This window comes from Candidatus Hydrogenedentota bacterium, from assembly GCA_035450225.1.
In the GTDB taxonomy this organism is placed as follows: Bacteria; Hydrogenedentota; Hydrogenedentia; order Hydrogenedentales; family SLHB01; genus DSVR01.
In genome coordinates, this window is record DAOTMJ010000005.1 from 64396 (window position 1) to 78732 (window position 14337).

Annotated in this window: 12 protein-coding genes; 8 read left to right on the forward strand and 4 right to left on the reverse strand. The window is 59.2% G+C overall.

Annotation, left to right across the window (positions count from 1 at the left end; all coding sequences use genetic code 11):
• The first annotated feature begins 228 nt into the window (after positions 1-228).
• The 4 genes from P5540_04970 (at position 229) to P5540_04985 (ending at position 4347) form a co-directional block, all read left to right on the forward strand.
• Positions 229-486 carry a hypothetical protein gene (locus P5540_04970; protein ID HRT64159.1) on the forward strand — a complete coding sequence of 86 codons (258 nt, stop codon included), beginning with the start codon at positions 229-231 and terminating at the stop codon, positions 484-486.
• 593 nt (positions 487-1079) lie between these two features.
• On the forward strand, positions 1080-1247 hold the full coding sequence (locus P5540_04975; GenBank protein ID HRT64160.1) for a hypothetical protein: 168 nt from the start codon (positions 1080-1082) through the stop codon (positions 1245-1247).
• Between the two features lie 89 nt (positions 1248-1336).
• Positions 1337-2902 (forward strand): tetratricopeptide repeat protein, encoded by a 1566-nt coding sequence (locus tag P5540_04980; protein HRT64161.1) that lies wholly within the window; start codon positions 1337-1339, stop codon positions 2900-2902.
• Positions 2899-4347, forward strand: coding sequence for a hypothetical protein (locus P5540_04985; protein HRT64162.1), 1449 nt, complete (start codon positions 2899-2901; stop codon positions 4345-4347). The genes P5540_04980 and P5540_04985 overlap by 4 nt, the downstream gene beginning before the upstream one ends.
• A gap of 30 nt (positions 4348-4377) precedes the next feature.
• On the opposite strand, the gene P5540_04990 is transcribed toward P5540_04985, so the two are convergent.
• Entirely contained in the window at positions 4378-4779 is a 402-nt protein-coding gene (locus P5540_04990; protein ID HRT64163.1) for a YajD family HNH nuclease, read from the reverse strand.
• 194 nt (positions 4780-4973) lie between these two features.
• Between P5540_04990 and P5540_04995 the strand changes: the two genes are divergently transcribed.
• From P5540_04995 to P5540_05005, 3 genes are all read left to right on the forward strand, one after another.
• A complete protein-coding gene (locus tag P5540_04995) occupies positions 4974-5372 on the forward strand; it encodes a hemerythrin domain-containing protein (GenBank protein HRT64164.1) in 399 nt (132 codons plus the stop codon).
• A 14-nt stretch (positions 5373-5386) separates the two neighbouring features.
• The gene (locus P5540_05000; GenBank protein ID HRT64165.1) at positions 5387-6475 is read left to right on the forward strand and encodes a DUF2961 domain-containing protein; all 1089 of its coding nucleotides are present in this window, start codon (positions 5387-5389) and stop codon (positions 6473-6475) included.
• Between the two features lie 191 nt (positions 6476-6666).
• Entirely contained in the window at positions 6667-8334 is a 1668-nt protein-coding gene (locus P5540_05005) for a SpoIIE family protein phosphatase (GenBank protein HRT64166.1), read from the forward strand.
• 127 nt (positions 8335-8461) lie between these two features.
• On the opposite strand, the gene P5540_05010 is transcribed toward P5540_05005, so the two are convergent.
• Complete coding sequence (locus P5540_05010) at positions 8462-9751, reverse strand: hypothetical protein (protein ID HRT64167.1); 1290 nt, start codon at positions 9749-9751, stop codon at positions 8462-8464.
• 561 nt (positions 9752-10312) lie between these two features.
• Between P5540_05010 and nadA the strand changes: the two genes are divergently transcribed.
• Complete coding sequence (gene nadA, locus P5540_05015) at positions 10313-11374, forward strand: quinolinate synthase NadA (protein HRT64168.1); 1062 nt, start codon at positions 10313-10315, stop codon at positions 11372-11374.
• 15 nt (positions 11375-11389) lie between these two features.
• Here the strand turns inward: nadA and P5540_05020 are convergent, their stop codons facing one another.
• Both P5540_05020 and P5540_05025 read right to left on the reverse strand, forming a co-directional pair.
• Positions 11390-12097: a hypothetical protein gene (locus P5540_05020; protein ID HRT64169.1), complete on the reverse strand. Its 708-nt coding sequence runs from the start codon at positions 12095-12097 to the stop codon at positions 11390-11392.
• Between the two features lie 59 nt (positions 12098-12156).
• Positions 12157-13983 carry a bifunctional homocysteine S-methyltransferase/methylenetetrahydrofolate reductase gene (locus P5540_05025; GenBank protein HRT64170.1) on the reverse strand — a complete coding sequence of 609 codons (1827 nt, stop codon included), beginning with the start codon at positions 13981-13983 and terminating at the stop codon, positions 12157-12159.
• Between the last annotated feature and the right edge of the window lie 354 nt (positions 13984-14337).

Sequence of the window (14337 nt, forward strand, 5' to 3'; positions counted from 1 at the left end):
TCCATTCGGTGTGAGGCATCGGTAGGCCCACCGCCGCTATCAGCCACGGGTGGCGCCCCACGGCGCTCCGAAATCCGCAGCACAACGGTACTACTTCTCGATTAATAAAGTCATTGTGCTTCCGCTTGGTCAGCGAAAGTCAGTTTCTGCTCCCTTGGCTTTGGTGAAGCACATTTATCGCCCTTTCCGGTAAGTAACCTCCGAACGAGGTTTACCGGAGACGAACCTATGACGCTGCTGCGCGAAGTGGTCGAGACCTTCATCCGCCTGGTCAAGGCGGAGATTGCCCCCAATGCCGTTCTCGTCCACCCGGACGATGTGTTCGAAGCGCCCATAAAGTACATCTCCGCGCAAGCCACCAGCAGCGCCCGTTCGCTACGCTGCCACTTCGCCAGCGGGAAAGGCTCATACGGCTCAATACCCCGTGCCTGCGGGACCGACAGCGCCAGCTCGCCCATCCGCGTCTTCACGGTCCTCGGTTTATAGCCATTGCGATGTCCCCGACGTTCTGGCGTCCGCTCGTGGCACTGCGCACCAACATGGCGCGTCATCCCTTCTTCCAGTACCGTCTGCATCATAAGCCGCAACATCTCCAGCATTACGTCTTGGGCGCCGCTGTCTTGAATCTGACTCAGGAACCCGGCACTATCTTGTTTAGCCATCGTTACTCCTCCTCGCGGTTCGGCCACGTGGGCCTTGGTTTCGGTTTTCTCCAAGAGTGGAGCAAACGATGGCCTCGTTTGTCCAGTCACTTTTACAGAAGGTTTCTTACACTATCCCGTCCGTGGTCAGCTTCGTCTGTTCGTTGGCATCATCATATACATGAGCCGGCGTTGCCCTCGCGCTTGACAAGGCGCTGGATCTCCTCCTCACGTCGCCGAAGCCTGTACCTCAGAACGCTTAGACCGGCTAAATTTATGATAGACGTTTCCAACATGAATGAATTCATTGCGGACCAGATTGTCTTTTCTTGATCTCGTCCCATGATCGGTGCTACGAAGTCATTTCCATTGACAGACGGGTGGCAAGGTCTCTACAATCATGGCATAGGCATAGGCGAGGCATGGAGTTTGTGCAAGGTGTCCCCGACGGTGTATTTGACGGTAATGCTGGGCGTGATAGCGCTGGCCTGCGTGGTCAGTATACCGTCGTTGTTTCGCAAGAAGTGCCGGAAATGCGGCGCCCGCAACGGAATCGAGGCACGCGTGTGCATCCAGTGTGGCGCACCGTTTCCGGAAGATGAGTAGCGCCATGGATCCGCGGACGTAGCGCTTGCGCCCGGCAATACGCGGGCGTGCGCCCCGCCGTGGAAAAGGGAGTGGATGCCGTGCCCCAGATGATTAGTTGTCCGTATTGCGGCAAATTGACCGACCCCAATCTCGAACACTGTCCGCATTGCGGGGGCCGTGTCGAACCCAAACGCATGACGCCGTCCCCCAAAGGTTCGACCGGTTCCACGCAACGCCAGACATGTCCGAATTGCCATGCGCTCGTGCAGGATGGCGACATCATTTGCATTGCGTGTGGCACGAACTTGCTAACCGGCCAGAAGATTGTGGGCGGACAGCAAGCCGCGGTGTCCGTTTCGGCGCCGTCGCGGAACATGACGTGGATTGTGGCTGCGGTGGTTCTGGCGATTCTGGCGTTGTTGGCGGGTATTTTTCTTTTTTTTCTCTTGACGCGTGACCCGGTGGCGCAAGCCATCGAGCTGTCACGCGCGGGCAAGGAACTGGAAGCCTCCACGGTTCTTGAAAAACATCTTGCGAAACACGATACGGATCCGCGCGCCCATTATGAAATGGGACGGATCCAATGGCGCATGAGCCAGTATTCCGCCGCGGCCGTGTCATTCGAAAAGGCCTCGCAATTGCAGCCCGGTAACAAGGATGCGGCGTGGCTGGCCGTCGTCGCGCTGGGCCAGCCGGGCGCAGGCGCCGACGCCCGTAGCCGCCAGTTGGCGGTTCTCAAGCGCCTGACCGAAAACGATCCGCGGGACGTACGGGCATGGAGGCTTACCGCCTTGCTCAAGGCGGACGGTGGCGATTCGGCGGGTGCGCGGGAAGCCATCCAACGCGTGCTCGAATTGGCGCCAGGCGATTCGCTGGTTCTCCAGCAACAGGCCATCGCAAAAGCGCTGGAAGGCGATTACGCGGGCGCCGCGCAGGATCTCAAGTCGCTTCCGCCGTCCGGGGATGTCCAAGCAGCCCTTGGTTTTGTCGCGGATGCGCAAGGCAATGCCGACGAGGCGCTGGCGAATTTCAAGGAAGCCGTAAACGCCGGCACATCGGTGCGCGCTGAAACGCTGGCGCGTCTCGGCGCCTTGCTGGTAGCGCGCGGAAACTATGAAGAGGCCACGCCGATCGTGAACGAGGCCAATTCCGCCGACAAGTCCAATGCCGCCGTGCAATTTCTGAGGGCGTCCTGCCTGCGTGTAAACGGTCTGCTTCCCGAAGCGGCGGCTGAATACGAGGCGATTGGACAGGCGGGCGGCCCGCAAGCCGCGGAGGCGCTCGTGCGCGCGGCGGATTTGTACATCGAGCAGGGTAATCCGGCAAAGGCTGCGGAACTCCTCGACAAGGCCGAACAGACCGGAAAAACCAGCGCCGCCATGCACACGATTCGCGGGCGTCTGTTCGCCGTGAACGGCGAGATGGACCGCGCCTTGGAGTTCTTTCGGCGGGCATTGCAACTTGACGCCCAATATGCTCCGGCCCATCTGGAATCGGGTCTTCTTTATGCCCGGCGCGTGGCATTTCCGGAAGCGATAGCCGCGCTGGAAAATTATATCAAGGCACTGGGCGATCGCCGGGAGGGGATGCACGCCACCGAGGTCGAATTGCTCATCGAACACCTGAAACAAGCCGCCGGCCAGACCGCCGGATCCGGGAGGATCCCGTCATGAAACGCGCTTCCATGTTTGTGTTGGCGGTATTGCTGGCGCCGGTTACCGCCGTGGCATGGTCGCCCAAGACCGATCAGGCCGTGGTTTCCACCGCCATACGCCTTCTCTCGAAGGGCCGCGTCATTCAATTGTCCAAACTGGACCGTGAAGTCATGCAGGGCGCATCCGTTACCGACGAAACGCTGGAGCGTCTTTTCCCGGGATTTGAAGCCGGTCCCATCACGGTCATTCAGAGCGAAATGCACCTGCTGGATGCCGTCCGCGGCGATGCCATCGATCCCTATCTGGCGTATCGTCTAGGCATATTGGGGCGGCTGGTGGCGCGGATTTCCGCGCCGCTCGCCCGCGATAATTCCCCCATTCGCGCCCGATATTACGCAGACGTCGAAAAGGCCCTTCCTCAGACCTCGTTGAAACCCTCGCCCAGTAAAAAAATCGAACTCGCGGCGTACATCGAACAATTGCAGCGCACGGCGGATGCACGAAAAGAGTTGATTGTCAAGGATTACCAATCCGGTCCGGGGTTCGACGGGGTGGCCCGGGCGGCGCTGTCGGACGATCTCAGCCGGTCCATTGACGCCGTGGCGAACGTGTGGTACACCCTTTTGACCGAACGGGTCGTGCAGGCCGGAGTCAGCGACACACAACGGCGGAATTACGCCGTGCAGGCCATGGCGTTTTACGTCGCGCGCGGCAACGAAAACGAGATCGAACTCCATTACAACCGCCTGACGCAATCGCCGCCCAAAACGCCGGAAATGGTCAAGCAAATCGGGGATATTTTGTATAACGGCGGATTCGCCGAACGCGCCATCAAGGAATACGAGTATGTGCTGGCGCTTGAACCGCAGCGTAAGGACGTGGTCGAACGGATTTCGGGGTTCTACATCGCCCAAGGCGACAAAGCGCTTGAAAGCAACCGCCTTGAAGAAGCCCTCGACGCCTATTCACGTGCCTCCAAGGCCGATCCCCTGCATCCGACCGCAGAGGCAAAACGCCTCGAGGTCTCGCGGATGATCGCCGAACGGGATGCGCGGCTCGAAGCGGCGCGAACCGCAATAGACGAAGGCGGGCGCTTTGAGGCCGAAGCCGAACAGTTCATTTTGAAGGGCCAAATACCCGAAGCTTTTGACGCGTTGAAAAAGGCCCAAGCCGCCTATAACCGAGTCACCGACGAATTCCGCACCGAAGCGCAGGCCGCCGCCGCCGGCGTCGGCAACATCAACGCGCGTCTGCGTGAATTGAAAAACGAACTCATCGGCAATGCACAGGCGTTGAGCGGAAGCGCATTCCGCTTCGACATCGAAAAGATGGCGGCCGCCGCCACGCGCAACACAGGCGAATCCGCGCTGCGTAAGATAGTCGCCAACCAACTGGCCGCCGAAATGGCCAAACTCAAGAACGACTATCAGAATCTCATTGCCGGAAACAAGAAGCAACCTTGATCCGCTTTGCGAAGACCTTCGCCCCAAGCGCTATTCCGAAGCGGCTTCGTTTTCCCGCGCCTTCAACAATCGCTGCAAACCCTCAAAAGGACGAAATCCCAACGACGGTTCGCCACCGCTGTCCGGCAATCGCCCGCCGGCGCGCTCATACGCCTCGTGGGCGTCGTCATGGCAGTACAGACAAAGCAATTCCCAGTTGCTTCCATCGGGCGGGTTGTTCATGTGATCGTTGTCTTTATGGTGGACAGTCAGTTCGCGGAGACGCTTGCCCGAAAATTCACGCCCGCACCGCGCGCACACATGCGGAAACAACTTGAGCGCCTGTCCTCGATAACTCTGTTCTCGATCCGCCTGTTCCTGCCGTATTCCCGCCAGAATCCGCAACTTCGCTTCCGAATCCAGCGGTTTGCCGCCGCTCGGCAACCTGTGCATAGACCATCTCTCCCGGTTCTTCAACATGGGCGCCACACGCGTTTCCAAACAAGACAAAAAATTTGGCCGCCGGGGCATCCAAGTAAATAGCCTATTTCAACCCGGCTACCCGATCAAATTGTCATGCGGATTCGTTTTCTGGAACCGGGACGGACGTTTTCGTAAAATCCCTTCCCGGGAAGGAGCGTTTGGGCATGTTGCGATGGCGTGAGGACCGTTACGGGACCGGTATCCCAATCATTGACGAGCAGCACAAGGCGCTGTTTGGCCATATCGTCGAACTGTTGAAAGCGTCCGAAGCGGAAGAACGCGTTGCGGAATTTCAATCCATGATCGAATTTCTCGGCGAGTATGCCAACAATCATTTCGACTGCGAAGAGGCCCTGATGGAACAACGCGGTTGCTCGAAACTCCGCGAAAACCGAGAGGATCACCATTGGTTTCGCGACGAATTGGGACGGATTCGCGCCATGCTCTCCCAATACGGAAACACCGAGCCGTTGCGGGAAATGGTCATGGGCCTGCTCGTGCAATGGCTCGAAGTCCATATTGCAGGCGTTGACACCGGCCTTCGCGAGCCGGTGCGCGCATGAAGGAGACCTGTCCGATGGAAGCCAATCCGTTCACGGCATGGAACCTTGGCATGATCCCGATGATCAGCGGGGCCAAAACACGCTCCATCAGCGCGGAAAATCCGACGGGCGCGCCCGGCTCCGGCGCCATGGCAGAGCCCGAACCCGAACCCGACGGGCGCGCCAATCCCGCCCGTGTGCTCGGCAAAGGCTGGAAGGCGCGGCCTTTCATTGGGATTGCCGCGGGCGCCACGGCCACGCTGGCCGATATCGAAGGGCCGGGCGTCATTCAGCATATCTGGATCACGACACGCCCGGAAGCCTACCGGACCTGCGTGCTCCGCTGTTATTGGGACGGCGAGACGGAACCCAGCGTCGAAGTTCCGCTCGGCGATTTTTTTGCGTGCGGCCATGGCCTGCGCACCCTTGTGAATTCGATGCCCATCGTGGTCAATCCCGTCGGCGGCTTCAATTCGTACTGGCCGATGCCCTTCGGGCAATCGTGCCGGATAACCATTGAAAATCAGGGCGAGGAATTTCTGCGGCTGCTTTTTTACCAGATTACCTATGCGCTGACGGATGTACCCGCCGATGCCGGCCGTTTTCACGCGCAATGGAGGCGTTCGATGACCTCGCGCGACTGCCCGGAGCATGTCATCGTGGACGGTCTTGAAGGCCGGGGCCATTATTCGGGCACATATCTGGCGTGGACCCAACTTTCCAACTGCTGGTGGGGTGAAGGCGAGGTTAAATTTTATATTGACGACGATACGGCATATCCGACGATTTGCGGAACCGGAACCGAGGACTACGTCGGCGGCGCATGGTGTTTCGCCGAAGGCGGCCAACCGCCGCAAGTGTATTCAACGCCTTTTCTCGGTCTCCCGCTCGCCCGGCAAATCGCCGGCGAAGCGCCCCGCTACGGCATGTACCGCTGGCATATTCCCGATCCTATCCGTTTCGAGCGGAAATTCCGCGCAACGGTCCAAGCCTTGGGATGGTGGCCCGGGCACCGCTTCCAGCCTCTTACCGACGACATTGCCAGCGTGGCGTACTGGTATCAAATAGAACCCCATGCACCGTATCCCGTGTTCCCCCCCATGGATGAGCGATGGCCGCGATAGCCAAACGTTATTTTATGGGGCAGCATATCGCCTTGATTCTCGGTCGAAATGCGAAAAGCGATAATTCAACGAAATCAAATCAATCCATCCAAGGCGTTTCCATCTAACGAGAAACGACGGCATACAATCTTGATTCTTGCGCTTTGCTGAAAATAATGGTATCTTTGTAAAGTGTAATATGGGGATCTGGGATGGCCAGTGCAGTAAAAGGGTATCTGGTGCTGGAAACCGGAATGCCGCAGGGTTTGCGGAAACCGGTCGGTTCATCCATTATTATTGGACGGACCCCTGATTGCGGCTTTGTGATCAATGATCCCTCGGCGTCCCGGCACCATGTCGAAATTGTGGCGCATGGGACGGTGTTCAACTGGCGGGATCTGGGCAGCACGAACGGCACCATCCTCAACGGGACGCGGATGATCGAAGGCGAACTGCGTCACGGCGACAAAATCACCATCGGCGCCACCGTGCTCCGGTTTGAAATCGAGGCGGATACGCCCGCGCGCCCGACGCCCAAGTCAAGCGCCGTCTCGGAAAGCACACTGACCTTTGGGACCGATTTCAATCCCTCCGCCCAGCAGGGTCACAGCCCGGCAGAACTACTTGAAGCCGCCTATAGCGTGCTTAATGCGATCTCGTCGAACTACGAAACATGCAGTCTTCAGGATCAAATCCTCGAAACCACGATGAAGGCTATTCGCGGACAGCATGGGGGCATCTTCTTCGCCGGCGAAGGCGAGAACCAACTCGCTCCATGTCCGGTATGCCATAAAGTCCATACGATTCGCGAAGGACGCCTTGAGCGGGTGAATGTGGACGCTGTCCGAATCAGCCGGACGGCCGCGCGGCGGGTGCTGACGGGCGGCGAAAGCGTATTGTACCGGGACAAGATCACGGATTCGGATTTAAACATGGCGGACAGCGTCATGGCGTTGAACCTGCGATCGATTATGTGCGTACCGTTGCGGGCCAAGTCAAAAATCCTCGGGATTCTTTATGTGGATGCCGATCGGGAAAACCACACGTATTCTCGCGACGATCTCCTGTTGTGCGCCGCAGTGGGCAACGGGGCCGGGTTGGCCATCGAGAACGCCTCGATGCACCAGCAAATCCTCGAACGGCAGCGCATCGAGCAGGAAATCGCGCATGCGTGGATGATTCAGCAGGGTTTTCTTATCCGCGAATGGCCAACAGCCGGCACGGGCCGGTTCGAGGTATACGGTGAAACAAGGCCCGCGCGCGTGGCCGGAGGCGATTTTTACGATTTCGTGCACGTGGACGCCGACCATGCCGGCATTCTGATAGGAAACGTAAGCGGCAAGGGCGTACCAACGTCGCTTTCGATGGCGCAACTGCTGGCGGAGTTCCGCCGGTGCGCCCATTATGTCGTTTCGCCCGTCGAGGTGCTCAAATCGCTCAACGCCGACCTTGTCAAACAGTCCCCAAACAGCACGTTCTGCACCTTGTGCTATCTCACGGTCAATTTGGCGACCGGCCGGACGCTTTGCGCCAACGCGGGACACCATCCGGCATTGCTTATCCGGCCGGATGGCGTCGAACTCGCAGGGCACGCATCGGGACAGCCGGCCGGCGTTTCGGCCTCGCCGACATGGGTTGACGCGGAATGGAACTTGTCCGCGGGCGACACCGTCCTACTGTATACGAATGGCGTTGTATCGGCGCGCCATTCGGAATCCGGCGACGAACTCGGCATCGAAGGGCTCGCTCGCATCGCCCGGAATTTTCACGCGCATCCCCCACGCGGATTGATAGAAGCCGTCAACGATGCCGTCACCGCCTATTGCGCGCCCGCCCGGCCGCACGACGATTGCACGATGATCGCCCTACGGCGGCTCTGAGCACTCGTAACGCCGAATTCCAATTCGGCCAGGCGGCCCATGTCCATGCCGATGGGGAATTCGACGTTACCGGCCCCGTTGCAATGAATTTGTTCACAGGCGCCGAGTCGAAACGGTAAGCCGCCCATTATGAAAGGTATCGCTTCTTTTCTTCGATTCGCTCCGGCGTCTCCTCGTACGACATGGCTAGGATGTCCTCCGGCGTGTCCACGACCACCACTTTGATCGCCTGTTCGGGAACCAGCCTTTCCGAAGCGACCTCGTAGGAGAATCCCTCGGCGACCAATCGCCGGACCAGTTCCTTGAAGTCTTGACACCAGCGCCTTTCCTGCCGGCGGATCTCCATCCAGTCGGACGGTGTCAAAATCCCGGCCTTGTCCAGCCGCTCATGCTGCAATTCAAAGTGGATTTGTTCATTTTCCGTGATGGCGATACAGATGCGGTCACCGCCGGGGATCTTGAAACTTGCCTCGAGATTGGGCGTTTCGGGATCGGATGGGAACGCCGAGACCATGCCGTAGCCCATGGTTCCAAGATGCCGGGTGATGGATTCGCACAGGCCTGTCCGGTGCGCTGTCCGAACGACCCGCTGTGCAATGCCCTTCTTGATCGCTTCGAGCCGCTTCTCCATCAATTCGAGTTGGCCGGTCTTGACCGTGCGCCGTTCGAACAGCGTGACGGCTTGACTCAGCAACGCTTCCAGTGCGGAACGTTCCTCATTACCCCGGGCCAATTCGCGGTGGAACAGGAGGTCGTCCAGCAGGATTTCAAGCCGGGCAAGCGCGGCCTCGTCGTGTTCCCGGCGCGCGGCCGTCCGGGCTGCATAATCTGCAACGGTGCGCGACAACGTTTCCTTAAACGAGGCCACCTCGCGCCAAGACGCGCGTCCACCGCCCGCGAATTGCGCTTCGAGACGCTTCCGCTGCTTGGCCAGTTTCGGAAAAGGTGAATCCTCCGCCGCGCGAAACGTCTCCGGCAGCGCCTCGAAGATGGCGGTCATATCGTGGAACATGGATTGGACTTGTTCAGGGGTCATGCGCGACGCGCCCAGCGAGAGATAGGCTTCTGCGGACGGCGCGGACGGTTCCCCCGCCGTTTGCGCCGCGCGTTGGGTTACGTCCGCCAGCCCCAACGAAGCCAAACGTTCCTCGGCGGCATGCAACGCCGCCTCCGTCTGGCGGAAGAGTTCCATCGAACGAAGCTGCGCCGCCTGGAACTGCATCCATTCGGCCAGCCGCTGTTTTTCCGCGGCCATGCGCGAGCGGGCGCCATCCACTTGCGACTCAACCAATTTCTTTACACCATGCGCAAGCGCATAGACGGCCAGACCCGCGGTCAATGCCGTGCCGGCCGCCGACATCGTGGCTGTCGCCACTTCCGGCGCAACGCTGGGAATCAACACCGAATGCCCGCTCACCGCCAACCTCCTTGGTCGTTGAACGCCAGCATGAATGAACATACCGTCGCGTGTCAATTCAATCCGGAATTGCACGGACTTGAGAGCGCCGAGTGCTTGCATGTATACACCTGTTCTGAACGCGAACGGAAAATTCTTTGGGCGCGCAACGCAGGACAGACTGTCCCGTCTGCCTTTTCCGAAACCAAACCGTGCCTGCGGATGGACAGGCTGGACAGATTGTCCCACATATTCGCCCCTATTTCTGCCATGCCGGGACTCCAAGATCAACGCTTCAGGACAATTCCATAATCCGCTCTACAGGAATAACGCCCGCCATCAAAGTCCTTTACGACCGTTCGCAAGCGATCCTTTCGATCGCTAACCGCCGATAGACGTTTCAAGAGGCCGCCGGGTTCAAAATGCGCCATTTGTGTTGGAAGCGCAGCGGATGATACACTATCTACAAGGCTGGCGAGGGCGTTTGTTACATGAGGTAAAAAACGTCTTCGCCATTGTTTTCGCAGACGGCCGGGCCGTTTTGTAGCCGGTCGTCCCATGTTTCCGAAAGGACACTGTTACATGCCGGAAGATCGTGGAATCGTTCAGGACGCGCCCAGCGTGGAAGAAACCTTGCGCCGCATGCAGGCCAAGCTGAACGGTGTCGTGCCTGAATTCGAATTGCCGCCCAAGGCCGAACTGGCTTTTCGTATCAATCGCATGAAACGCGAACGCAACGCGGTGATTCTCGGCCATAACTACATGGAACCGGCGCTGTATCACAGCGTGCCGGACTATACGGGCGATTCGCTGGAGTTGTCGCGCATTTCCGCCCAAACCAGCGCGGATGTCATTATTTTCTGCGGTGTGCAATTCATGGCGGAAACCGCCAAGGTGCTAAATCCCAATAAAACGGTGCTCATTCCGGCGGAAAAGGCCGGCTGTTCGCTTGCCGAGGGGATCGGCGTCGAGGATGTCCGCCGCCTGAGGGAACTGTATCCCGGCGCGCCTGTCGTGACCTATGTGAACACCTATGCCGCCGTCAAGGCCGAAAGCGACTACTGCTGCACCTCGGGCAACGCAACCGCGGTTGTCCGGCACTTGTTCGATCAGGGACACGAGCACGTCGTTTTTCTACCCGACGACTATCTCGCGCGGAATACCGCCGCCGACCTGGACGCGGCCTATGCCGCCGCGCCGGAACCCGCCACGCCGGGCCGCAAGACGGTCATCGGATGGAACGTGCGCTGTGAAGTTCACGAGTTGTATACGGTGCAGGACGTCGAGCGCCTGCGCGGGCAATTTCCCGACGCGGTCATTCTGGCCCATCCGGAATGCCACCCGGACGTCATCGCCCTTGTGGATTATAAAGGCAGCACCAAGGGCATGCTCGAATATATCCGAAACGAGGATGCGCCCCGCTATATCCTGCTGACGGAATGCACGATGGCGGACAACGTCGCCGCCGAGTTCCCCCACCGCGAAATGGTCCGCGCCTGCAATCTCCGATGCAAACACATGAACCTGATTACGCTGGAACAAACCCTTGCCGCGCTTGAAAACCTTCAGTTTGCCATCGAACTGCCCGGCGACATCATCGATCGCGCGCGGGTGCCCATTGACCGCATGCTGGCTATCCGGTAGGCGCATTCCCGGGGATCAAGCCTTCAGCGCCCATTCGCAGAATTTTGACCGGCGCAGCGGGGTCTTCATCCAAGATTGATCGGGTTCGGGATCCTTCAGCACCTCCTCCACCGTCTTGAGCCGGGGCATGTAAATTTCGCGGACGGCGCCCTTGGCGGCGATCCATCGAATCCGCTTGTGCTGCTCGATGGCCAGAAAAATCCGATTGGTCAGCCGGCAGTCCCCCATGACGTATTCCATGACGATTTGATGGTTGCCGGCCTGCCATTGTTTCGGCGCGTCGGCGGCGTCCATGGACTTGGCCTGCCCGATCTTCATGCCCTTCGAGACCGCATCAAGGCCGACCGGATACCCTGTCTGGTTGAAGAACTGAAACATCGGATCGTAACTTTTCAGCGCGATGCGCGCCGCGAGTTTCATGTCCTGCGCGACATGGCCAATCCATTTCAGGTCGAATCCGAGACCGTTCCATGAGCACAGGCGGTATCCGTCCTGCTGCATGCCCGCCAGATAATCGAGGAGTTCATGCGCTTTTTCGCGCGTCATATACGGCGCGGGTTCGGGGCTGCCCGGTTCCCTCGTGGAAAACCACAGGGTTTCCGCGCCCTCCGGGATGGCGGTGGCCGCGATGGCAATGTGAAATGGCGCATACTTCTCGATGTCTTCGTACCGGCCCAGTTCGAACACATCCGCGATTTCGATGTCCACGCTCATGAGTTTCATCGTTTTATCTCCCGATTACAAAAAACCTGCGGGCGAACTCCGATTTCCGGGAATTCTCTTTATTCGATAACGGCCAAAGCCGTTTGCACGTTTCCAAAGGGCGGGCTGATCTGCACGCCCGCAACGCTGTCGCGCAACCGTTCGATCGCCTCGCGGGCAATCTCGATGCCGACACGGCGCTGGTCCTCCTTGCCGCCGGCCGCAGCCATGCGATCCATGATGCTATCCGGAACAGTCACGCCCGGCACCTCGTTTTGCAGGAACTGCGCGTTTCGCAGGCTGGCCAACGGCCAGATTCCGGCCAGAATGGGGATGTTCAGGCATGCCACACGGTCAAGAAACCGAAACAAGGCGTCGAGATCGAAGACCGGTTGCGTAATGGCGAATTCGGCGCCCGCCGCGATCTTTTCATGAAAACGCCTGATTTCACGCTCGAAATCGAGGGCGGTTGGATCGGCGCCGACTCCAATGGCCGCGTGGGTTTGCGGTTCGATGGCTTGCCCTCCAAGATCAATGCCCTGGTTGAGACGCCTTTGGACCGCGCACAGACCGATCGAGTCCATGTCGAACACACCGCTCGCAAAGGGATAATTGCCGAGTTTGGGCGGATCGCCGGTGACGAAGAGGATATTTCGGATCTCGCACGCCGCGCAGGCGAGCAGGTCCGCCTGCATGCCGATGAGGTTTCGGTCGCGGCAGCAGAAATGCAGGATCACTTCGATTTGCGCTTCGCGTTGGATTTGCTGCGAGGTAATCAACGGCGACAGGCGCGAACTCGCGCGGGGACCGTCGGGAATATTGACCGCGTCCACGCCGTGATGGTGGAGCGTTCTTGCTTTCTGGATCGTGTCGCCCAAGTCGTATCCGCGCGGCGGAATCAATTCGACCGACGTGGACCACTTCCCGTTGGCGAGACGCCACGCGAGCCGCGACTTATGCTGGAACGCCATCGGTTCCTTCGCGGGCGTTTCGGATGCCACGACGATTGCGGCCGCCCTGCCGGAACTGCGCGCGAGCGGCTTGATCCGTTGGGCGATTTCCTTGATGTGATCGGGCGTCGTGCCGCAACAGCCGCCGATGCCGCGAACGCCGAGATCCAGGTAACGCTTGGCGTAGCCGCCGAGATAGTCCGGCGTGCAAAAAAGGATTTGCCGCCCGGCAACTTCCTTGGCCCGTCCGGCGTTCGGTTGGACAATCAGCGGCCGGTCAATCAATCCGACGGCGCGTTCGGTGGCCGTCAACAGCGCATCCGGCCCAATCCCACAGTTCATACCCCAAGCCACGGGCATGGGCATGCCCTCCGGCAACGGCGCCATAAGCCGTGAAAGCGGCTCGCCCGCCGCGCTCTCGCAATCGTCGAACACGCGATAGGAAAGGACAAAAGGAAAATTCGGCCACTCCTTCATGATCTCCGCGCAGTTTTCCGCCGACTCGCGCGTCGGCAGGGTTTCAAACAGGATGCAATCGGCCCCCGCGTCAATCAGGCTCCCCGTCTGTTCGCGCAACGCGCCAAGGACGTCGTCGTCGGGCGATTCCCGCAACACCGGCCCCACGGAACCGCCCACGTAGACCGTGCGATCCGCCTGAAGGGCCACTTCCCGCGCCAACGCCACGGCAGCGGCATTGATTTCCCGGACCCGATCCCCCAGCCCATATTTGTTCAATGCAAGACGGTTCGCCCCGAACGAATTCGTCGTCAGAACGTCCGCCCCCGCGTTGCAATAGGCCGCATGAATGCCGCGAATAATGCCGGGATCCGATACGCAGAGTTCGTCGAAGTTCCGAAACGACTGAATATTGTGTTTGTAAATCTCCGTGCCCATTGCGCCGTCGAAAATGAGCACGCCCCCGCGCAGGGCTTCCGCGAAACCGATCTTGGTATCCATGCAATTCTCCCGTCCGAGTGCGCGCGCGGAAAGATTATGGAACAAATTGTCCCGTCCGTTTCGTACAACGCAGACGGTTTTGGGACGGGCCGGGTTGACCGTCTGTCTTCCGTTCCGCGCCCCAAGGACTTTCCGTGCATACTTTGAGCAAAAAATAAGTTTATATTTTAGCATGGTCGGCCTGGACAAGGGGAACCCGGCATATAGAAAAAAGATCCGCCCCGCCACAGGAAAAAGTGTATTCCGTTGCGTTTGGCGCAAAAGGCTGCTACACTGTCACACGGAGGAAAGACCGGCAGTCAACCGGTCCATGCGCCGTGTGTATTTTTTCATGGCGGCAAACGGGTGGAAAAC